The organism is Bradyrhizobium sp. (genome assembly GCF_016213215.1).
GTDB lineage: Bacteria > Pseudomonadota > Alphaproteobacteria > Rhizobiales > Xanthobacteraceae > Bradyrhizobium.
In genome coordinates, this window is sequence record NZ_JACRAW010000080.1 from 1 (window position 1) to 21,197 (window position 21,197).

A 21,197-nucleotide genomic window follows, 5' to 3' on the forward strand; every position below is an offset into this window, starting at 1 on the left:
ATTGGAATTCGGTCCGCGATCTCCATCAGGGCCCGCGGTCAATGGCCGCTTCTCGAGGCCGTATACATGACCGCTCCCCGATTCACTTGCTGAACCACCAAGAAGACCCTTGCCGAGAGGGGGCCGTCCATACATGACGGCAAGTAGGGAGACTTGCCGTGTCCGTCACCGTCTTCATCCGCTATCAGCTCGATCCCTTCAAGCGCGCCATGTTCGAGGAATATTCCAGGCGCTGGCTTTCCATCATTCCGCGCTGCGGCGGCAAACTCGTCGGCTATTTCATGCCGCATGAGGGCACCAACAACATCGCCTTCGCACTGATCTCGTTCGAGAGCCTCGCGGCCTACGAGAGCTATCGCGCGCGCCTTCGCAGGGACGAGGAAGGCAGCGCGAACTTCAGCTTTGCCGAAGAGAACAAGCTCATTCTCGCCGAGGAGCGCACCTTCCTCCGTAAGGTGGAACCGTAAGCCGCCTTTCGCACGCGGGCTATCGGTTCTATCTTCGCGCAAGACACGAGAACAGGGAGGACAACCATGCCGGTCACAACCGCGGAGAAGCGCGCGAACTTTCGCAGACTCCATGAAAGCGGCTGCTTCGTGCTGCCCAACCCGTTCGACGTCGGGACCGCAAAGGCGCTGCAGCATCTGGGGTTCAAGGCGATTGCATCGACCAGCGCGGGGTTTGCCTGGTCGATCGGCAAGGCGGACAACCGCGTCACTGTCGAGGAGGTGTGCGACCATCTCACTGCGCTGTGCACGGCGGTCGATCTGCCGGTCAATGCCGACTTCGAAGGCGGCTTCGCGCGCGAGCCGGAGCAGGTGGCTGCCAATGTCGCGCGCGGCGTCAAGACCGGCGTGGCGGGGCTGTCGATCGAGGACTCCACGGGCGACAAGGCAAGCCCCTTGTACGACCGCGCGCTCGCGATCGCGCGCATCAAGGCCGCGCGCGCGGCGATCGATGCGGACAATAGCGGCGTGCTCCTGGTCGGGCGCTGCGAAGCCTTCCTGTGGGGGCAGAGTGATTTGAAGCTCGTGATCGACCGGCTGACCGCCTATTCGGAGGCCGGCGCCGACTGCCTCTATGCGCCGGGCATCAAAACCAGGGAGGAGATTTCGGCCGTGGTCAAAGCGCTGAGCCCCAAGCCGGTCAATCTGTTGATCGGCGCGTCCGGACTTTCGCTCAGCGAGGCGGCCGACCTCGGCGTGCGCCGGATCAGCGTCGGCGGCTCATTGGCGCGTGCGGCCTGGGCCGGCTTCATGCGGGCGGCGAAGGAAATGGCTGAGCACGGGACGTTCACGGAGCTGGCAAGCGGCTATCCGGGCGGCGAATTGAACGGGATGTTCAGCTAGCGCCAGAAACGCGGCGGGCGATGCGCCCGCCGCAGCAATGACTCGGCTTTTACTTGGTCGGGTTCGGGCCGCTGTTCGACGGCGGCGAGGCCGGTTGCGCCCCGCTCGGCGCCGAACCGGTAGTCGTACCCGGCTGGGTGTTGCTGGTCCCGGGCGCGGCCGGCTTTGCCGACTGCTGCTGCGCAGTTTGAGCAGGCGGTGCGGTGCTGGCCTGCTCAACGTTCGATTGGTTCAGCCCGTAGAATACGGCACCCAGGACCAGTGCGATCGCAATCGCGTACAAGGCGATCCTCCCGGGGCTGGCGGGACCTTCCGCCAATTCCGGGTCCGGCTGCAGATTCGCGTCGCGACGAGCGGCACGGGCAAAGTCGTCTTCAGGATAGGGGTCGTTGGGAAAGCGTTCGTTGGGCATCGAATGTGTCTCCTGCATCAATAGCCTGGGGCGACAACCGACGGCAGCGGTCTTCCGTTCCGATCTGAGCACCCAAGATGGATAGTGGAACCTGTTCAACCTGGAACCGCCGTCGTAAGTTCCGCTATCCGAACCGATGAGGAAGCGATGTGGAGCCTGCCACCGAGCGATAGCGTGCTGCACCTGTTGTCGCTGGTCGCGCTGGCGGCACAGGCGATGACGGCGGCGCTCGCCGCAGGTCGGCGCAGCATGGACTGGATGGGAGTCTGCTTCCTCGGCTGTATCACCGCGCTCGGCGGCGGGACTCTGCGCGATCTCATGCTCGGGCATTATCCGCTCGCCTGGGTGCAGAATCCGTCCTATCTCGCGCTGACCGGCGGGGCGGCTTTCATGACCATCCTGATCGCGCGGCTGGTGCATCGCTTGAACGTGGCCTTCCTCGTGCTCGATGCCATCGGGCTCGTGGTCTTCACGATGGCGGGCTGCGACGTCGCCTGGCAGATGAATCAATCGCTGCCGATCGTGATCATCTCTGGAATGGTCACCGGCTGCGCGGGCGGGGTGCTGCGCGATATCCTCTGCAACGACGTGCCGCTGTTGTTCCGCTCCGAGCTCTACGCCAGCGTCTCCGTTGTGACGGGGCTGTTCTATGCGACGGCATTCGCACTGCAGTTGAACGACCAGGTGTGGACGGCGCTTACCTTCGTTTTAGGCTTTTCGTTTCGTCTCCTGGCGATCCGCTACAAATGGGAGATGCCGAAATTCGTGTTCAGCGGCGAGGATCGCTAGTTACGTTGCCGCGCCTTGGCGACCTGGGCCGCGGTCACCAGCGGTGCCGCATTGCCCCAGGAATTGCGCATGTAGTTGCTGACGGCGGCGATCTGCTCGTCCGACAATTGCTTCGCATAGGCCGGCATCGAGCCGCTGTTGGGCGCACGCGGCGTGGTTACGGTCTGTGCGCCGTCGAGGATGACGCGCAGGGTCGAGGAAGGGTCGGCCGATTGCAGCAGCGCATTGCCGGGCAGCGGCGGATAGATGCGCGGCGCGCCTGAACCGTCGGCCTCATGGCAGGCAATGCAGAGGCGCGCGTAGACGGCCTGTCCCGCTTTCATTTCCGTATCAAGCGGCGCGGTGACCGCAGGCTCCGGCGCGCCGGCGGGCAGGCCCTTGAGGTAGACCGCGATGGCGCGGACGTCGGTATCGCTCATCCTTGACGTCGAGTTCACGATCACCTCGGCCATCGGCCCGCCAGCGTGGCTCTTCGCGTTGCGGCCGCTCTGCAGATATTCGGCGATGTCGTCGACGCTCCACGATTTGAGGCCGCTGCGCTCGGCGCCATCGAGCCGAGGCGCGAACCAGCCCGCGACGTTTCCGCCGGCAAAGGCAAGGCCGCGCCTGTCGGCGCCGAGATAGTTTTTCGGCGTGTGACAGCCGCCGCAATGCCCAAGTCCCGTGACGAGATAACCGCCGCGATTCCACTGTGCGCTCTTGAGCTGGTCCGGCTCGAACAGGCCGGGGCGGAAGAACAGGTAATTCCACAGGCGCATCACGACCCGATAATTCAGCGGCCAGGGCACCTCCGGCGACTTCACGCTGTTTCGGAACGGCGTCAGCGTGGCGAGATAGGCGCGGATCGCCAGCGTGTCGGGCTTCGTCATTTTCGTGAAATAGGGATAGGGGAAGGCGGGATAGTAATGAGAGCCGTTCGGCGCCACGCCGTAGCGCAGGGCGCGCGTGAAATCGGCATCGCTCCAGGTGCCGATGCCGGTCTCGCGATCGGGCGTCAGGTTTGGGGCGTAGATGGAGCCAAAGGGCGTCTCGATGCGCTTGCCCCCGGCGAACGGCTTGTCGGGATCGGCGGTGTGGCAGCCGGCGCAGCCGCCGGCTTCGCTGAGCGCCTTGCCCCGCGCGATCGTCTCGGACGACGGCTCGGCTTCAGCCCGCGCGGCGGAAATTGCACTGCACAAAACCAATAAAGAAATCAGGAAAGCCAGAATCGTGCGCATGCGTCGATATCTTTCCCAAAGTCGATCGGCGGAACGCATTCCAGATAAGTTATCTCGTTTCGTGGCTGCCCGCCCGCGCGACACAAATCGAAAAGCGCCTCGTCCCTTTCCGGCACGAAATTGCGATTTGCGGGCGGGGCTCCCTTTCCCTCCAGATTTGTGATGCGCGCTTAGGAAATACCGACGTAGAGTGGCAATCGTGATCTGTGTGACCTAGCTAAAAAAGAACGGGCAGGGACAAAGGCTTAAGAGGGCGGAATGGGCATCAATCAGGGTCCGATCAGTCTCGATCAGAAATACACCCAATCGACCGGCCACGTCTTCCTGACGGGCATCCAGGCGCTTGTCCGCCTGCCCATGGCGCAGATCCGCCGCGACCGTGCCGCTGGGCTCAACACTGCGGGTTTTATCTCCGGCTATCGCGGCTCGCCGCTCGGCGGTTACGACCAGCAGCTTTTCGCCGCCCGCAAGCATCTCGAGCAATACAACATCAAGTTCCAGCCCGGCGTGAACGAGGATCTGGCGGCGACCGCCATCTGGGGCTCGCAGCAGCTCAACCTCTCGCCCGGCGCCCAGTACGACGGCGTGGTCGGCATCTGGTACGGCAAGGGTCCGGGCGTCGACCGCTGCGGCGACGTCTTCCGCCACGGCAATGCGGCGGGTTCGGCCAAGAACGGCGGCGTGCTGTGCCTGGCCGGCGACGACCACGGCGCGAAATCCTCCACGCTCCCGCACCAGTCCGACCACGCCTTCATCTCGGCCTTGATGCCGTATCTCTACCCTTCGAGCATCCACGAGATGATCGAGATGGGGCTGCTCGGCATCGCGATGTCGCGCTATTCGGGCTGCTGGGTCGGGATGAAGGTCATCACCGAGACGGTGGAGACGACCGCGGAGATCGATCTCACTGACGAGATGAAGCCGTTCGTCATCCCGACCGATTTCGAGCTGCCGCCCGACGGGCTCAATTTGCGCTGGCCGGATGACCGCTTCGCCCAGGACCGGCGCCTGCAGGACTACAAGGGCTTTGCCGCCATCGCCTTTGCCCGCGCCAACAAGGTCAACCGCATCACCATGGATAGCCCGAATGCCCGCTACGGCATCATGGCGTCGGGCAAGAGCTATGAGGACGTGCGCCAGGCGCTGCGCGAACTCGGTATCACCGAGGAGGTCGCCGCCAGGATCGGCTTGCGACTTTACAAGATCGGCATGCCATGGCCGCTCGAGCCGGAAGGCGTGCGGCAGTTCGCGGTCGGCCTCGAGGAGATCTTCATTGCCGAGGAACGGCGCGAGATCGTCGAGAACCAGGTCAAGCAGGAATTGTTCAACTGGCGCGACGACGTTCGTCCGCGCATCGTCGGCAAGATGGACGAGCACGACAAGCGCTTCCTCCCCTTCGCCGAGGAACTCGGCGTCGCCTCGCTCGCGACCTCGCTGACCGAGCGGCTGCTCCGGCTCAACCTCAATCCCGAAATCGCGAGCATGCTGCGCGCCAAGGCCGACTGGTTCAACGGCCGGCAGGCGACGCAGATGGTGCCGATCTCGCCGGTCACCCGCACGCCGTATTTCTGCTCGGGCTGCCCGCACAACACCTCGACCAAGGTGCCCGAAGGCAGCCGCGCCATGGCCGGCATCGGCTGCCACTTCATGGCGCTGTGGATGAACCGCTCGACCGAGACCTTCACGCATATGGGCGGCGAGGGCGTACCGTGGGTCGGCATTGCGCCCTTCACCAAGGAAGAGCACATCTTCGCCAATCTCGGCGACGGCACCTATTTCCATTCCGGCATTCTTGCCATCCGCCAGTCGATCGCCTCGAAGGCCAACATCACCTACAAGATCCTCTACAACGACGCCGTCGCCATGACCGGCGGCCAGCGTCATGACGGCGATCTGTCGCCGCAGCAGATCACCTTCCAGCTGCATGCCGAGGGCATTCGCGACATCTATCTCGTCTCCGAAAATCCTGCCGCCTATCCGCCGGACACCATTGCGCCGGGGGTGAAGACCGCCCATCGCGACGACCTCGATGCGGTGATGAAGGAGTGCCGCCAGATCAAGGGCGCGTCCGCGATCGTGTTCGTGCAGACCTGCGCCGCCGAAAAGCGCCGCCGCCGCAAGCGCGGTCTCATGGAAGATCCGCCGCGGCGGGTGATGATCAATCCCGCCGTCTGCGAGGGCTGCGGCGATTGCTCGGTGCAGTCGAACTGCATCTCGGTCGAGCCGCTGGAGACCGAGTTCGGGCGCAAGCGCACCATCAACCAGTCGAGCTGCAACAAGGACTATTCCTGCCTGAAGGGCTTCTGCCCGTCGTTCGTCACCATCGATGGCGGCAGGCCGCGGCGCCGCGCCCCAAGCGAACTCGGCGACATCGGCGCGCTGCCGGAGCCGGCCTCGCGTCCCTCGCTGGATCGGCCCTACAACATCGCCGTCGGCGGCGTCGGCGGCACGGGCGTGCTGACGATCGGCGCGCTGCTCGGCATGGCCGCCCATATCGAGGGCAAGGCCAGCATGATCCTCGACATGTCCGGCCTGGCGCAGAAGGGCGGGGCGGTGCTGAGCCACGTCCGGCTGTCGGATCATCCCGCCGAGGTCACCTGTTCGCGCATCGTGACCGGCACCGCCGATCTCGTGCTCGCCGCGGACGAAGTGGTGGCGGCTTCGAAAGAGACGATCACGCTGTGCGAATCCAGCCGCACCCACGGCATCATCAACAACCACGTCATTCCCACCGCCGATTTCATCCTCAACCGCGATTTCAACTTCCAGAGCCGCAAGGTCAACGCGGTGCTGGAGAACGCGCTGCGCAAGGACTCCGACTTCTTTGATTTCACCGGTCCCGCCGAGAGCCTGATGGGCGATGCCATCGCCACCAACATCATGATGCTCGGCTTTGCGTACCAGAGAGGGCTGCTGCCGCTTTCGGCCGAGGCGATCGAAAAGGCGATCGAGGTCAACGGCGTCTCGATCAAGATGAACCAGGAAGCCTTTAGGCTCGGGCGTCTGGCGGTCGCCGATCCCGAGCGGCTGGTCGCGATGATGAAGGGCCAGGACGAGGTTGCCGTGCCGAAGACGCAGGAGGCGATGACCTTGGACGAGATCATCGCCCATCGCAGCGCGCATCTGACCGCGTATCAGAACGCAAGGCTCGCCAGGCGCTATCGCAAACTGGTGAACCAGGTGCGCGATGCGGCCACCAGGGGCGGCTATGGCGAGGCGCTGCCACGTGCCGTTGCGATCAATTATGCAAAACTGCTCGCCTACAAGGACGAGTATGAGGTCGCGCGGCTCTATGCCGACGGCAGGTTCGAGCAGCAGCTGCGCGAGCAGTTCGAGGGTGAGTCTAAGTTCAACTTCAATCTTGCCCCGCCGATCCTCAGCCGCGGCGTCGATGCGCTGGGCCGGCCGAAGAAGCGCGCCTTCGGGCCCTGGATGCTCTCGGTGTTCCGCGTGCTGGCCAAACTGCGCTTCCTACGCGGCACGCCGTTCGACATCTTCAGCTACAGCGCCGACCGAAAGCTCGAGCGCGACCTGATCGCCGGCTACGAGAAGGATGTCGCCACCGTGCTCGGCCTGTTGTCGCCGGCCACGATCGACACCGCGGTCGAATTGCTGTCACTGCCCGACCGCATCCGCGGCTACGGCCCTGTGAAGGAGAAGGCCGTGCAGGACGCCAAGGCGCGCTACGCCGAGCTCACCGCCGATCTCGTGAGCCCGCCGCCCGCACCGCGCCAGATCGCGGCGGAGTAGGGAGGCTCCGGAGCAGTAACGTTCCCGAAACTGGACATTTGAACGTCCATCGCAGAACAACGACGCCTCCCGGCACCGCGTCCGCCTGCCATCCCTGCTGCGCTGGACTAGGCCTTTGTATGAAGACGAGTCCAGACCGTCATCGGGACGGAGGCTGTCCCCCGGGAGTGCCGCCCGGCGCCGCGCCTGGCGGCTGCATCGATCGGGCCCGGTCCAGGAGCGTGAGAGTGGCATCTACGCATGACTTCATGGAGTCCTGAGGGTCGCAACGCACGGCCACCGTCGCGTCGCCGCTGCGCAAATAGAAGGCCGCGCCGCCGCGGCGCAGCCCCTCGCGACCGTGGTCGCCGATCCCTCGGAGGATATCCTCCAGATCACGATCCCTTCGGGAGTAGGAAGAGTCGCGCCCCTCGCCGCCGGGGGCGGTCTGGCTGAAGGCGGGGAAGGGACTGAGCAAGAGCACAGCGGTGGCGACAAAAGCCCTGTTCATCCGAGGCCTCCACTTTTGAGCAAGTTGATAGCACCACTCCAGAGCGTGATGACCTGATCGGATCATCACCGGCTCTGGCTCATTGCAGGAGCATGATCTTTCCAAACACCAGCGCCGAGCCCTGCCAATCAGAGCCTGCTGTTTCGGGCCATGCTCAGTCGCGACACACGCGCCGGCGGACGACGACGAGGAGATCCCCGTCCTCGTCCCGCAAGCTCCGGGTGAGGAAATAGCAATTTTCGTCGTCGCCTCCACGGCGCCGCTCGGCTACACGCTCGGCGATCCGCTCGCGCAGGCGCCCGCGGCGCCAGCTTCCGTCATCCTCCTCGTCATCTCGGTCTCGCCAGTGGCTGACCCGCTCGCGGAGGCGACCCCGCATATCGTGCCGGTCGTGAATAAGATCGTGGATGAGATCCCGCAGATCATGCCGCGTTCGTATCCTGTCCCTGAGGAGATCGCGCAGATCGCGGTCCATGTCGCCATCTCTGTCGCGCAATCCTTCAGCTGATGCTGGGCTTGTTGTTGTACAAATCACCGGGGCAGATGCAGCAATCGCGAGAACTGCTGCAGCAATTACTGGCAGCCGTGCCATTGCGTTCTCCTGTGAGAATGGTCGAGGAAGTCATCGGAAGACCGCACCGTTCCGGCGAGCGCTGTGCCTGGTCGACTCTAGCCCCAAGCCAGTTCGTACTGCTCAGAATGCAGGGCTGCTCCCGCGTTCGGTCTTGGCCTGAACTAGGTTGCACAGGAATGCGGCGAAACATCGAAAACGAAGCGCGTGACGAGCTGGCTTCCATAACATCCGCGTGACCTGGCCGATGACCTGACTTGTGTCGAACGCTGTTTAGAAATCAGTGCGAGAAAATCTCGCCTGCTTTGGAAGGTCAGCAGACCTGCCCCCTTGCGGTCAGATGCAGCATGCTGTCTCTTGAAAGCTGGTTATTGCATCAGAGGTGCGCTGGGCGGTGAACCGCCCAATGCAGGCTCGACTTCAATTGTGGGCAGACCTAATCTGCAACGAGGCGATCGTTTCGCAGGGCCCGCCGCCATGCTACGATCACGGCTTGTCTCTCAGGCAGTTCATCGCATCAACAGCGCTGATGCACAATTTTCGGAGCGTTAAAGCAAGATCATCGAGGCAATAAGATGGAATGCGAATGTAACGCTGCTTCCGGATTACTCCATGAATCTGCTGCTTAAAGAAATCCGTCGCAATCCCCTGTTGTGGTTGCTGGCTTTTGTGCCCGTGCTCTTCGTCGCCCAGAAGCTCGAGCCAGAAGCGCACACGTTGCTTTTCGTCCTTTCGGTGCTCGCCATCGTCCCCCTGGCCGCATTGCTGAGTCACGCCACTGAATCCGTGGCGGCCAAGACGGGCGATACAGTGGGTGGCCTGCTCAACGCCACCCTCGGAAATCTGACCGAACTTGTTATCGCGCTGGCCGCGTTGCGTGCCGGGCAGTATACCCTCGTAAAGGCATCCATCGCCGGGGCCATCGTCACCAACACATTGTTCATGCTGGGCGCGTCGTTCTTGCTCGGCGGACTCAGACACCACGTGCAGGAGTACGACAGGATCAGCGCACGCCTGCAAGCGAGTCTGCTCTTTCTGGCCACGATCGCGATCCTGGTACCCTCGGCGGTCTCTGAAGCGGATTCCGCGGCGGGGTCGGCTTTTGGCGAACAATTGAGCGTTGCCCTGTCTGTGCTGCTCATCGCTGCCTACGGACTTGGCCTGTTGTTTTCGCTCAAGACGCATCGCGAACTATTCGGCGGCGCGCAGCACGCGGAGACCGGCGAAGCGCCGTGGCCAATGGGCCTAGCCTTGGCAACGCTGGCCGGCGTCACCGTACTGGTCGCGCTGGTGAGCGAGGTGTTTGTCGAATCGGTGCAACAGGCAGCGGTCGCGTTTGGAATGACTGCCGCATTCGTGGGCTTCATCGTGGTGGCGCTGGTGGGTGGCGCGGCGGAGATGGCTTCGGCGTTTTCCGGGGCGCGCAAGAACCGGTTGGACCTGAGCGTCGGCATCGCGCTGGGGAGCGCGTCGCAAATCGCGCTTTTCGTTGCTCCTGTGCTGGTACTGCTCAGCTACGTCATGGGCCCGGCGCCGATGAGCCTGGAATTCTGGCCGGGCGCGGTGGTCATGATGCTCATCGCAACCATGACCGCGTCTCTGGTGACGAACAGCGGGCGCTCGGCGTGGTTTGTCGGCGTGCTGGTACTGATGGTGTACCTGATCTTCGCCATAACGCTTTACCTGTTGCCGCCCCGGCTACCCGGTGAAAAGAATGTACATCGAACCACAACCGAAGACTCTCGCGTTTATGACGTGGGAAAACTTGCCTCACTTCACGCCATCGTAAGGTGAGGACGAATAGGCATAGCGGTCGCATCGCCGGAGCAACGCGGGCGTCCCCATTTCCCCATCCCCAGCTTAGGCGATGACGGCGGGGGCAAGGCGACGGTGCTGTATCGCTTGCGCCCGGCGAGGTCGCCCGCAGGCGCCCATGATGCGCCTCAACTACGCTGCCGGTTCGCGCGGGCAGCAGGGATAGGCGAGCTGTTCCTGCCAATCGCCGCCACGCCCCTCGGGAACCAGGTCGAAGACGTTCCAGAGCGGCTCGATGGTGCCGACATGACGTGGATCCTGGCCCGGGTCAGTGGGAGCGAACAGCATTTCCGAGCCCCAGAAGTGCCGGATGATGTCGCCCTCGCGATGGAACACGTTCAGCATCGGCTGTTGGTGACCGTCGTCAGTCTCGCCGCCATAGTCGCGGTTGAAGTTGTTGGCGGCCGAGGAGAGGAAGCGCAGGTGGTACCAGCCCCGCTCCTCAGCGAATGCCAGGAGCCGCGGCAGCGGCGCCTTGGCGACAATGACGATGTTCACCCGTGGCTCGACGTGCGGCGCCGTACCGTCAAGCTGATCCACCAGCGCCGCGCAGGACGGGCACGGCCCTTCGGAGAGGGGCAGTCGAGCTGTCGAGCCGGTGGCAGGCCCAGGACGATCGTCTGTCGGGTAGCGCGGGAACATCATGCTGTAGACGACGAGCGAGTCCCTGCCGGGCGCGAACAACTCCGACAACCGCACGTCGCCGGGCGCGCCATCCGGCCGCAGCCCGTGGAAAACATAGTCCTCAGGAACCTGACCGCCGGGCGGCAACGCCCGTCGCGCAGCAGCCAAGGCCTCCATGCTGCGGCGCAGCTCGATCTCCTGGGCAAGCAGCCGATCGCGAGCGGCGCGGTAGGCCTTGGATTCATTCGGGAAAGTGAAAGTCGCTTTACTGGTCATGAGGTCCTCCTCCTTGGCGGTGAGGATGAAGTCCATCGCGGCCGTAACTTGCGGTCTATGCGCAAGGGCGTTGATGCGTGCTCGCGGACGAGTTTCAGAGGCCGGGCTTGCGTGTTTGGCCGCGCCCAGAGGACGGATAGCGGGCGCGCATTCCGACAGACGATCCAAAGTATAGGTCGTATGCGTCCGCGTCCCCAACTTCGTATCCGGCAAATGACCATGTCCGAAACGGCTCGAGGCCGCGCCGTAGGGTTGGTTAGCGAAGCGCCCGTTTCGCTTCCGTCATCGCGGCCCGGTGGGTTACGCCTGCGGCTAACCCAGCCGACACGCTTGGGGCTGCTGATTTGCCCGTCTAGCCAGGATCGGTCCGTCAACTCGGCGGCGATGGTCCAAAAAGCACTGAAACGCTTCGCGCGCGCAAGCGAATTTCACGAGCCGTTTCAACGTGATTTGGGCGGTCCAGATCCGACGCGAAAATGATTCCGCTTTTCCTTTTCCGAAATTGTTGTCTTCTCTCGCGCCATCCCGCCTCATCGAAGAGGGGCGTACGCGTCGTCACGATACGCGGAGTGCGGCGAGCGGTGGACGCGAATGCGTCGCGCGCGAAGGCAATCGCAGGGCGGGCCTCGGCCTGTGAGCGAAATGCATCGCGCGGAACGATCGACGCAATTCGCGTACGGCAAAACCGCGTGGTCCTGGCGCCCGAAGCTGGCGCCAAGTCTTGTGGTGGTGCATCGGCCCAACCGGGTGCTCTGCATCAGCGATCCGCAAGGCGACGGTGGCAACAGAGCTCGTCTCACCGGGGAGCCCACGGCATAAGCCGTCAAACCACTGCGCAGGGAAGGCCGGGTGTCGTCGGCTGTACCTGTATGCTCGTGTGCAGCTTCTTTGCGCAATACGCACACGAGACCGCGGGTGCAGCGGGCACCCGGTCTTCCCTGCGCCCTCTGTTTGAAAGAGGGCGAAATGCAGCAAACCTCGGGCGCATCGCGTCGCGAGAAGGCGTTGACATGTTTGATTGGACCGAATGTCTCTACGCCGTCATTGCGAGGAGCGAACGCGACGAAGCAATCCAGAGTGCCACCGCGTGTGCATTCTGGATTGCTTTGCAATGACGGAGTGGGAATGCCGCGTGCTCTCCATCTCCCTCATGCTGAGGAGGCCGCGCAGCGGCCGTCTCGAAGCACGAGGGGCAACGGCGGGCCTCATCCTTCGAGGCGACCGCTTCGCGGTCTCCTCAGGACGAGGTGCTGCTAGATCGTAGGGTGGGTTAGCGCAGCGTAACCCACCGCTTCGCTTCCACGAGGATGGACGATGGTGGGTTACGCCTTCGGCTAACCCCCTACGAAACGACTTGAGTCTAGGCGCTACGGTCTCACCCCGCGGAATATTTCCGCGCTTGCCAAGACTGGTCCAACACGCCAGAAAAACGGCGGGGACAGAAACGTCAGCGGAGAACGACTTGACTATCAAGGGCAAGGCCTACATTGCCGGGATCTACGAACACCCGACCCGGCATGCACCGGACAAATCCACCGCACAGCTCCATGCCGAGGTCGCCAAGGGCGCCGTCGAGGATGCCGGCCTCAGCAAGGACGATATCGACGGTTATTTCTGCGCTGGCGACGCCCCAGGCGGCCTCTGGCCGATGGTCGATTATCTCGGTCTCAACAAAGTCCGCCATGTCGATTCCACCGAGACCGGCGGCTGTTCCTACATCATTCATCTCGGCCATGCGGCCCAGGCGATCGCCGCCGGCAAGTGCTCTGTTGCGCTGATCACGCTGGCGGGCAAGCCACGGACCGGCCCGATGCCGCCGCGCGCGGCCGGTGCCGAGGTCGATTTCGAGGCGGCTTATGGCGCGACGACCCACAATGCCTACGGCATGTGTGCCATGCGCCACATGCACGACTACGGCACTACCAGCGAACAACTCGCCTGGATCAAGGTCGCCGCCTCGCATCATGCGCAATACAACCCGCATGCGCTGCTGCGCGCCGTCGTCACCGTCGAGGACGTCGTGAACTCGCCGATGATTTCCGATCCGCTGCATCGCATGGACTGCTGCGTCGTCACCGATGGCGGCGGTGCGTTGATCGTCACCACGCCCGAGATCGCCAAAAGGTTGAAGAAGCCGCTGGTGCGCCTGATCGGCCATGGCGAAGCGATGAAGGGCCCTCGCGGTGGCAAGGATCTCGACCTCACTTATTCCGCCGGCGTGTGGTCCGGTCCGCGCGCCTTCGAGGAGGCGGGCGTCACGCCGAAGGACATCAAATACGCTTCCATCTACGACAGCTTCACCATCACCGTCCTGATGCAGATCGAAGACCTCGGCTTCTGCAAGAAGGGCGAGGGCGGCAAGTTCGTGGCCGACGGCAACCTGATCTCCGGCGTCGGCAAGCTGCCGTTCAACACCGACGGCGGCGGGCTGTGCAGCAACCATCCTGTCAACCGCGGCGGCATGACCAAGATCATCGAGGCGGTGCGGCAATTGCGCGGCGAGGCGCATCCGAAAGTGCAGGTGCCCAATTGCGACCTCGCCATCGCGCATGGCACCGGCGGACTGTTAGGGGTGCGCCATGCCGCCTCGACTGCAATTCTGGAGCGCGTGTGATGGCAGAGGCGAAGAAATATCCGGCCCCGGTGACCAATCCCGAGACGATGCCGTTCTGGGAAGCTGCGAAAGCGGGCAAGTTCATGATCAAGCGCTGCACGGCTTGCGGCGAGGCGCACTACTTCCCGCGCTCGATCTGCCCGTTCTGCTTCTCCGATAAGACGGTGTGGGAGGAAGCTTCCGGCGAGGGGACCATCTACACCTTCAGCCTGATGCGAAAATCGCCGACCGGGCCCTATGCGATCGGCTACGTCACGCTCAAGGAAGGCCCCTCGCTGCAGACCAACTTCGTCGACTGCGACCTCGACAAGCTGAAGATCGGCCAGAAGGTGAAGGTGGTGTTCAAGCCGACCGACGGCGCGCCGCTGCCGTTCTTCACGCCGGTGTAGTTCTGACCCTCTCCCCTTGCGGGAGAGGGTGCCTTCGCGCAGCGAAGGCGGGTGAGGGGTCTCTGTCCGCGAAAAGACTCTCTGCGGCGCCAATCCGTCACCCGATCGAGTTTGTGGCTCTGCCGTGCAGGCCCTCTCCCACAGGGGGAGAGGGCACCGTAACTGGCAGGGAAGAATCGAAGGAGACGGAATGTCGGCCAGATACGATGAGCTGATGGGACTGAAGAACCTCGGTCAGAAATACAGCTACACCGATCGCGAGGTGATGCTCTACGCCTACGGCATCGGCATGGGGGCCGACCCCATGGACGAGAAGGAACTCGCTTTCGTCAACGAGGCCTGCGCCGTGCCGCGCCCCCTGAAGGTTGTGCCGACCTTTGCATCGGTGGCAGCGTGGGGCGCGGGGCCCGGCGAGATGAACCTCAACCGTGTGCTGGTGGTGGATGGCGAGCGCGACATCACCTTCCACAAGCCTTTCGCGACCGCGGCTCACATCACGGCCGATTCCTCGGTGCTCGAGGTTTACGACAAGGGCAAGGACAAGGGCGTGGTGATCAGCCACCAGACCGTGCTGAAGGATGACAAGGGCGAGAAGCTGGCGACGATCGTCGCCTCGCGTTTTGCCCGGGGCGATGGCGGGTTCGGCGGGCCGAACCTGACGCAGCCGGAACCGCACAAGATGCCGGAGCGTGCGCCGGATAGGACGATCGACATCTCCACCCGTCCGGACCAGGCGCTCATCTACCGGCTTTGCGGCGACCGCAATCCGCTGCATTCGGATCCCGAATTTGCCCGGCGCGCGGGCTTCCCTCGGCCGATCCTGCACGGCATGTGCACCTATGGCATTACCTGCCGCGGCGTGCTGCAGACCTATGCCGATTACGATCCTTTGGCATTCAGGCAGCACGCCGTGCGGTTTTCCTCACCCGTCTATCCCGGCGAGACCGTGACCATGGATCTGTGGAAGGACGGCAACGTGATCTCGTTTGAGGCCAAGGTGAAGGCGCGCGGCGTCACCGTCATCAAGAGCGGCAAGACGGTGCTGGGTTAGCACGCGAGCACATTCACTCCCTCTCCCCGTTTGCGAGATCGAGACGAGCGAAGCTCGCTCTTGGAGGGGTGGGTGAGGGGGAGTCTCCAGGGGGTCTGATAGTTGAGTTTGCGGACAGTCCCCCTCACCCGATCGCTTCGCGATCGACCTCTCCCCGCAAGCGGGGCGAGGTGACGAAGAACAAACAGGGAGAAACACGATGGGACTGCTCGACGGCAAGGTTGCGCTGATCACCGGCGCCGGCGGCGGGCTGGGGGAAGCCTACGCCAGGCTGTTCGCGCGCGAGGGGGCCGCGGTCGTCGTCAACGACCTGGGCGGGCCGCGTGATGGGTCGGGTACCGACAAGTCGATGGCGGAGAAGGTGGTGGAGGCGATCAAGGCCGAGGGCGGCCGCGCGGTCGCCAACGGCGCCGATATCTCCACCATCGAAGGCGGGCAGTCGGTGTTCGACGATGCCATCAGGCATTTCGGCCGCGCCGACATCCTGGTCAACAATGCCGGCATCCTGCGCGACCAGACCTTTGCCAAAGCGAGCGAAGCGGACTGGGACAGGGTGATCAAGGTGCACCTGAAGGGCACGTTCTGCTGCACGTTGCCGGTGTTCCGCTGGATGCGCGAGAACGGCGGCGGCGTGATCGTCAACACGTCCTCGACATCGGGCCTGATCGGCAATTTCGGCCAGTCCAATTACGGCGCGGCCAAGGGCGGCATCTGGGGCTTTTCCAACGTGCTGGCCATCGAAGGCCGCAAGTACAACATCCGGATCTGGACGCTGGCGCCGGGGGCGCTGACCCGCATGACCGCAGACCTGCCCCGCTACAAGGAGAACCCCGGGGCGGCGCTGGGGCCGGATGGCATCGCGCCGGCCGTGCTATACATGGTCAGCGATTTGTCGGGCGATCAGACCGGCAAGGTGCTGGGCGTATCCGGGCCTCGCGGCGTACGCGAAATGCGGATGATGGAGATGGAAGGCTGGAAGCCGCCGCATACGGGCTGGAAGGCGCAGGACATTGTCGAACATGCCCGGGAGATCTTCTTCACCGAGGAAGAAATCAAAAAGTCGGCGCGGAGGTTCTGATGATTGCCGTCATTCCGGGGCACGCGAAGCGTGAGCCCGGAATCCATAACCCCAGCCTGTGGTTATGGATTCCGGGCCTGCGCCTTGCGGCGCATCCCGGAATGACGGTGGAGAAAGAGAGGCACCCATGAAACTCACCGCCGAAGCCAAGGGAACGTTTGCGATTGCGCCGACGCCGTTCCACGACGACGGCCGCGTCGACGAGCGGTCGATCGACCGGCTGACCGACTTTTATGAAGAGGTAGGCTGCGATGGCGTGACCGTGCTGGGTATCCTCGGCGAAGCGCCGAAGCTCGATGCGGCGGAGGCCGAGCAGGTGGCGATCCGCTTCGTCAAGCGCGCCACAAAGATGCAGGTCATCGTCGGTGTCTCGGCGCCGGGCTTTGCCTCGATGCGTTCGCTGGCGCGCGCCTCGATGGACGCGGGCGCGGCCGGCGTGATGATCGCTCCGCCGCCGCAACTGCGCACCGACGACCAGATCGTCGGGTATTTCAAGCAGGCCGCGGAGGCGATCGGGCCGGACGTGCCCTGGGTGTTGCAGGACTATCCGCTCACCTTGTCGGTGGTGTTCACGCCAGCCGTGATCCGCAGGATCGTCATGGACAACCCGAACTGCGTCATGCTCAAGCATGAGGATTGGCCGGGGCTGGAGAAGATCTCGACGCTGCGCGCCTTCCAGAAGGACGGCTCGCTGCGCGCGCTGTCGATCCTGTGCGGCAATGGCGGCTTGTTCCTCGACTTCGAGATGGAGCGGGGCGCCGACGGTGCCATGACCGGCTACGCCTTCCCCGAACTGTTGATCGACGTTGTCCGTCTGTCACGGGAAGGGCGCCGCGACGCCGCGCACGACCTGTTCGATGCGCACCTGCCGCTGATCCGCTACGAGCAGCAGCCGGGCGCGGGTCTCGCCGTGCGCAAATATGTGCTGCAGAAGCGCGGCATCATTGCCTCGAGCGCCCAGCGCAAGCCGGGATCGACGATTACCCCGACCGCAAGGGCCGAGGTGGACTATCTCTTGTCGCGGGTTGCGCGGGTCGACCGCCGCGCCAACCTGCAACCACAATCAACAGCAGCAGGTTAAATCCATGGCCGAGATCGTTACGCCGCGTCCTGCTTCGACCATCCTCCTGCTGCGCGATAGTGCAGCCAGGAAGGAGATCGAAGTATTCATGATGGTGCGCCACCATCAAATCGAGTTCCAGTCCGGTGCGCTGGTATTTCCCGGCGGCAGCGTCGATGCCGGCGACAGGGAGGTCCTGGCCCATCCCGAACTCTACTCGGGCGGCGATGGGATCGACGAAGGCCAGCTGGGCTTTCGGATCGCGGCAATCCGGGAGACCTTCGAGGAGAGCGGCATCCTGCTGGCGCGACCCGAGGGATCGACGCATCTGATCGACGCCAGGCGCGCCGGCGAAATCGAAGCGGCGCACCGCACCGCGCTCTGCGAGCACAAGACGACCTTTGCCAAGGTGCTGGCCGAGCACGGCTTGTGGCTGGCGCTGGACGAACTCGTGCCCTATGCGCACTGGATCACGCCGGAGCCCTTGCCCAAACGCTTCGATACCTGGTTCTTCCTCGCCGAAGCGCCGCCGGACCAGGTCGGCGCCCATGACGGCAAGGAATCGACCGACTCGATCTGGGTGTCGCCGCGCGAAGCGGTTGAGGGCGGCGAAAGCGGCCGGTTCAAATTGCCGTTCCCGACGACGCGCAACCTGATCAAGCTCGGCAAGCAGGAAAGCGTGAAGGCCGCGCTGGGCGACGCCCGCGGCAAGCCGGTGGTGACGGTGTTGCCGGTCATGACCAAGACCGACAAAGGGCGCGTGTTGCGCATTCCCCCCGAGGCTGGCTACGACGGCGAGGCATTTGAAGTGGGGGCGGCCGGTTAACTGACGGAGGGCCTGGGACCGTTCGGCTGCCGGCCGACGGTCCAGGCGAATAGCGTTAACCCTTGGGTATCACTTCGTTTTTTGCGACTATTCCGCGTTTCCGGCATGTTCCCCCGAAGCCGGAATACGTCGTATATTGCGCCCGGTAGAGCCCGGTCCCGATTGCATGTCCCGCGAAAAAGCGCCGAACCCCGACAAGACACGATCGTTCTCGCTTTCGATCGGTCAGATGACGTTCGGCAGCTTCCTCTTGGTGCTCGCGGTGATCATCATCACCTCGACCGCCAGCGTGATCGCGATTCGCCACATCGACGCGACCTTTGCCGAGCTGCAGCGCTTGCAGAGCCTGGGGGACATTGCCGAGGATATCGATCGCCGCATGAACGAACTGCGGTTCACGGCGCGCGATCTCGTCACCGATCCCGGCGCGGGCGTTCAATTCAGGCAGGTCGGCGAAGCCGCGAACACGCTGAACGAAATCCTCAAGAAGACCCGCCTCGAACTCGCCCCCGAGCAGCGCGACATGATCGACGGCGTCACCGAACGCCTCGCGACCTACCGGAGCGGGCTCGAGCGCATTTCGGCGTTGATCGACCGCCATGCACAACTGATGCTGGCATTGGCGCCGCTGCGCGAGCAGTTCGACGCGGCGGTGGCAGCGACCACCGATCGTGCCGCCGTGGCCGGCCTGTCCGAGGCGCAGAGCCGGATCGCGGTTGCCTTGCTAGACCGCAATCCTTCCGCCGCGGAGCAGGCGGCGCGAAGCATGAGTGCCATGACCATCACCGATCCGAAGCTGAAATCGGTGGTCGACAGCTATGCCGGCGAGATCATCGCGGTCGCGGTTACCGAAGCGCAGATCGCCGATATCGATCGCGAAGTGCTCGGCGCCGAGGGGCGATCGATCGGTCGCGTGACGGAACTGCTGCGCCAGGTCAGCGCGCGGCGCGGTCGCGTGCTGTCGCGCGACTTTGCCCGGACGCTGGCCGAGGCCAAGTGGCAGAGCATCGTTTTAGGCACGATCGGGGTTCTGATCGGGATTGCGGCGGCACTGTTCGTGGTGCGTCGTACCGTTCGGCCGCTGGCGTCCATCGCGAGCTCGATTCGCGCGCTTGCCGCCGGCAACAAGCAGGCCTCCATTCCGGCAACCGACGTCGACAACGAGATCGGCGACATCGCCCGCGCCGCCGAAGTGTTCCGACGCACGCTGGAGGAGGCGGACGCGGCGCGCGAGGCCGCCGTTCATGCGTTGGCCGAGCAGCGGCTGGCTGAGGAAAGCTATCGCAAGCTGTTCGAGGGATCGGTCGACGGCATCTACGTGACCACGCCGGCCGGCGAACTGCTCAATGCCAATCCGGCACTGGCGCGGATGATGGGCTACGACACTCCGCAGCAACTGATCGAGAGCGTCAGCGACATCGCGCATACGATCTACCTGCACCCGGAAGCGCGGGCCGAGTACCAGCGCCTGATGGAGCGCGACGGCATGGTGCGCGAGTACGAGTACCAGGTGCGCCGGCGCAACGGCGACATTCTCTGGCTATCGGACAGCGCCACCGCCGTGCGGGACGAGCGCGGCGAGATCATCCGCTATGAAGGCATGCTGCGCGACATCACCGACCAGAGGCGGGCGGAGGAGGCAATCGCCGAAGGCAGGCGCCTGTTGCAGCAGGTCATCGATACCGTTCCGGCGGTCATCAACGTCAAGGATCGCGAACTGCGCTATGTGCTGATGAACCGCTACATGGCCGGAATCTTCGGAATCGAACCGGGCGAGGCGCTCGGACACACCACGGGCGACCTGATGTCGCGCTACGGCGCGCAGAAGACCGACGAGAACGACAAGCGCGTGTTGCAGCTGCGCACGGGATTGGGCTTTTACGAGGAGGAATACCAGGATTCCGCCGGCAACATGCGGCATTGGCTGGTCAACAAGCTGCCGCTGCTCGATGCCGACGGGGAGATCGACAAGATCGTCACGGTCGCGCTCGATATCGGCGAGCGCAAGCGCGGCGAGCAGGAAATGCGCAAGGCCAAGGAGGCCGCGGAGACCGCACTGCGCAATCTACGCGAGACCCAGGCCTCCCTGATCGAGGCCGAAAAGCTCGCCGCGCTCGGACGGCTGGTCGCGGGCGTCGCCCACGAGGTCAACAATCCCGTCGGCATCAGCCTGACCGTCGCCTCGGCGCTGGATCGCAAGACGGCGATCTTTGCCGCCGAACTCGAACGCGGCCATCTGCGGCGCTCCACGCTCAACGAATACCTCACGACCAGCCGCGATGCGTGCGGCCAGCTCGTCGCCAATCTCAACCGCGCCGCCGAACTGATCCAGTCCTTCAAGCAGGTGGCGGCCGATCGCAACTACTCCGACCAGCGCACCTTCGATCTCGGCGATCTGACAGAGCAGGTGGTGATGAGCCTGCGCCCCGGCCTGCGCAAGCACAATCTGACGCTCAATGTCGACTGTGAGCCGAACCTGATCATGAACAGCTACCCGGGGCCGTACGGGCAGGTGCTGACCAATCTGTTCCTCAATGCCGTGGCGCACGCGTTTCCCGACGGCCGGACCGGCGTCATCGAGCTGAACGCGCGGGCATCGGATAAGGACAATGTCGAGATCATCTTCTCCGACAACGGCTGCGGCATGAGTCTCGACGTGCGGCGCCGCGCTTTCGACCCGTTCTTCACGACCCGGCGCGATCAGGGCGGCACCGGGCTGGGACTGCACATCGTCTACAGCATCGTCACCAACCGGCTGGGCGGCCGGCTGGACCTCGATTCCGAACCCGGCAAGGGTACGCGTATCCAGATCATCCTGCCGCGTGTCGCGCCCGTCGAGCAGGCCGCCGAGTAGCGCGCAAGAAGCCAGCGAGGTCGCAAGGGTAT

16 protein-coding genes are annotated in these 21,197 nt (G+C 64.0%); 12 read left to right on the forward strand and 4 right to left on the reverse strand.

The genetic code is table 11. The features are described 5' to 3' along the window. The first annotated feature begins 158 nt into the window (after positions 1–158). Both HY852_RS14450 and HY852_RS14455 read left to right on the forward strand, forming a co-directional pair. The gene (locus HY852_RS14450; protein ID WP_291605438.1) at positions 159–467 is read left to right on the forward strand and encodes an NIPSNAP family protein; all 309 of its coding nucleotides are present in this window, start codon (positions 159–161) and stop codon (positions 465–467) included. Between the two features lie 66 nt (positions 468–533). Further along, positions 534–1,349 (forward strand): oxaloacetate decarboxylase, encoded by an 816-nt coding sequence (locus HY852_RS14455; RefSeq protein ID WP_291605439.1) that lies wholly within the window; start codon positions 534–536, stop codon positions 1,347–1,349. A 49-nt stretch (positions 1,350–1,398) separates the two neighbouring features. Here HY852_RS14455 and HY852_RS14460 read toward each other — a convergent pair whose 3' ends face one another. After that, on the reverse strand, positions 1,399–1,761 hold the full coding sequence (locus tag HY852_RS14460) for a hypothetical protein (protein WP_291605440.1): 363 nt from the start codon (positions 1,759–1,761) through the stop codon (positions 1,399–1,401). Positions 1,762–1,908: 147 nt separating this feature from the next. On the opposite strand from HY852_RS14460, the gene HY852_RS14465 reads away from it, so the two are divergent. Then, complete coding sequence (locus HY852_RS14465) at positions 1,909–2,550, forward strand: trimeric intracellular cation channel family protein (protein ID WP_291605441.1); 642 nt, start codon at positions 1,909–1,911, stop codon at positions 2,548–2,550. Here the strand turns inward: HY852_RS14465 and HY852_RS14470 are convergent. Further along, positions 2,547–3,767 (reverse strand): c-type cytochrome, encoded by a 1,221-nt coding sequence (locus tag HY852_RS14470; RefSeq protein WP_291605443.1) that lies wholly within the window; start codon positions 3,765–3,767, stop codon positions 2,547–2,549. The genes HY852_RS14465 and HY852_RS14470 overlap by 4 nt on opposite strands. A gap of 258 nt (positions 3,768–4,025) precedes the next feature. On the opposite strand from HY852_RS14470, the gene HY852_RS14475 reads away from it, so the two are divergent. Further along, positions 4,026–7,517 (forward strand): indolepyruvate ferredoxin oxidoreductase family protein, encoded by a 3,492-nt coding sequence (locus tag HY852_RS14475; RefSeq protein WP_291605444.1) that lies wholly within the window; start codon positions 4,026–4,028, stop codon positions 7,515–7,517. Positions 7,518–8,161: 644 nt separating this feature from the next. Here HY852_RS14475 and HY852_RS14480 read toward each other — a convergent pair. Next, positions 8,162–8,482, reverse strand: a complete 321-nt coding sequence (locus HY852_RS14480; RefSeq protein WP_291605445.1) for a hypothetical protein — start codon at positions 8,480–8,482, stop codon at positions 8,162–8,164. 708 nt (positions 8,483–9,190) lie between these two features. On the opposite strand from HY852_RS14480, the gene cax reads away from it, so the two are divergent. Continuing rightward, on the forward strand, positions 9,191–10,372 hold the full coding sequence (cax, locus tag HY852_RS14485) for a calcium/proton exchanger (protein WP_291605448.1): 1,182 nt from the start codon (positions 9,191–9,193) through the stop codon (positions 10,370–10,372). A gap of 153 nt (positions 10,373–10,525) precedes the next feature. On the opposite strand, the gene HY852_RS14490 is transcribed toward cax, so the two are convergent. Beyond that, on the reverse strand, positions 10,526–11,293 hold the full coding sequence (locus HY852_RS14490) for a DUF899 family protein (protein ID WP_291605449.1): 768 nt from the start codon (positions 11,291–11,293) through the stop codon (positions 10,526–10,528). A gap of 1,462 nt (positions 11,294–12,755) precedes the next feature. Between HY852_RS14490 and HY852_RS14495 the strand changes: the two genes are divergently transcribed. From HY852_RS14495 to HY852_RS14525, 7 genes are all read left to right on the forward strand, one after another. Then, positions 12,756–13,907, forward strand: a complete 1,152-nt coding sequence (locus HY852_RS14495) for a thiolase domain-containing protein (protein WP_291605450.1) — start codon at positions 12,756–12,758, stop codon at positions 13,905–13,907. Then, positions 13,907–14,296, forward strand: a complete 390-nt coding sequence (locus HY852_RS14500) for an OB-fold domain-containing protein (protein WP_291605452.1) — start codon at positions 13,907–13,909, stop codon at positions 14,294–14,296. Before HY852_RS14495 ends, HY852_RS14500 begins: the two co-directional genes overlap by 1 nt. A gap of 190 nt (positions 14,297–14,486) precedes the next feature. Further along, entirely contained in the window at positions 14,487–15,347 is an 861-nt protein-coding gene (locus HY852_RS14505) for a MaoC family dehydratase (RefSeq protein ID WP_291605453.1), read from the forward strand. A gap of 199 nt (positions 15,348–15,546) precedes the next feature. Continuing rightward, entirely contained in the window at positions 15,547–16,425 is an 879-nt protein-coding gene (locus HY852_RS14510) for an SDR family oxidoreductase (RefSeq protein ID WP_291605454.1), read from the forward strand. Between the two features lie 127 nt (positions 16,426–16,552). Continuing rightward, a complete protein-coding gene (locus HY852_RS14515; protein ID WP_291605455.1) occupies positions 16,553–17,506 on the forward strand; it encodes a dihydrodipicolinate synthase family protein in 954 nt (317 codons plus the stop codon). Between the two features lie 4 nt (positions 17,507–17,510). Next, positions 17,511–18,311, forward strand: a complete 801-nt coding sequence (locus HY852_RS14520; protein WP_291605456.1) for an NUDIX domain-containing protein — start codon at positions 17,511–17,513, stop codon at positions 18,309–18,311. Positions 18,312–18,477: 166 nt separating this feature from the next. Beyond that, a complete protein-coding gene (locus tag HY852_RS14525; RefSeq protein WP_291605458.1) occupies positions 18,478–21,165 on the forward strand; it encodes a PAS domain S-box protein in 2,688 nt (895 codons plus the stop codon). Positions 21,166–21,197 lie beyond the last annotated feature (32 nt).

Excerpts from the sequence above, each read along its gene's own strand:
- HY852_RS14505 (WP_291605453.1), top strand. The coding sequence starts at position 14,487 with ATGTCGGCCAGATACGATGAGCTGATGGGACTGAAGAACCTCGGTCAG.
- HY852_RS14475 (WP_291605444.1), top strand. The coding sequence starts at position 4,026 with ATGGGCATCAATCAGGGTCCGATCAGTCTCGATCAGAAATACACCCAA.
- HY852_RS14470 (WP_291605443.1), bottom strand. The coding sequence starts at position 3,767 with ATGCGCACGATTCTGGCTTTCCTGATTTCTTTATTGGTTTTGTGCAGT.
- HY852_RS14455 (WP_291605439.1), top strand. The coding sequence starts at position 534 with ATGCCGGTCACAACCGCGGAGAAGCGCGCGAACTTTCGCAGACTCCAT.
- HY852_RS14515 (WP_291605455.1), top strand. The coding sequence starts at position 16,553 with ATGAAACTCACCGCCGAAGCCAAGGGAACGTTTGCGATTGCGCCGACG.
- HY852_RS14500 (WP_291605452.1), top strand. The coding sequence starts at position 13,907 with ATGGCAGAGGCGAAGAAATATCCGGCCCCGGTGACCAATCCCGAGACG.
- HY852_RS14460 (WP_291605440.1), bottom strand. The coding sequence starts at position 1,761 with ATGCCCAACGAACGCTTTCCCAACGACCCCTATCCTGAAGACGACTTT.
- HY852_RS14525 (WP_291605458.1), top strand. The coding sequence starts at position 18,478 with ATGTCCCGCGAAAAAGCGCCGAACCCCGACAAGACACGATCGTTCTCG.
- HY852_RS14480 (WP_291605445.1), bottom strand. The coding sequence starts at position 8,482 with ATGGACCGCGATCTGCGCGATCTCCTCAGGGACAGGATACGAACGCGG.
- HY852_RS14510 (WP_291605454.1), top strand. The coding sequence starts at position 15,547 with ATGGGACTGCTCGACGGCAAGGTTGCGCTGATCACCGGCGCCGGCGGC.
- HY852_RS14520 (WP_291605456.1), top strand. The coding sequence starts at position 17,511 with ATGGCCGAGATCGTTACGCCGCGTCCTGCTTCGACCATCCTCCTGCTG.
- HY852_RS14465 (WP_291605441.1), top strand. The coding sequence starts at position 1,909 with ATGTGGAGCCTGCCACCGAGCGATAGCGTGCTGCACCTGTTGTCGCTG.
- cax (WP_291605448.1), top strand. The coding sequence starts at position 9,191 with ATGAATCTGCTGCTTAAAGAAATCCGTCGCAATCCCCTGTTGTGGTTG.
- HY852_RS14490 (WP_291605449.1), bottom strand. The coding sequence starts at position 11,293 with ATGACCAGTAAAGCGACTTTCACTTTCCCGAATGAATCCAAGGCCTAC.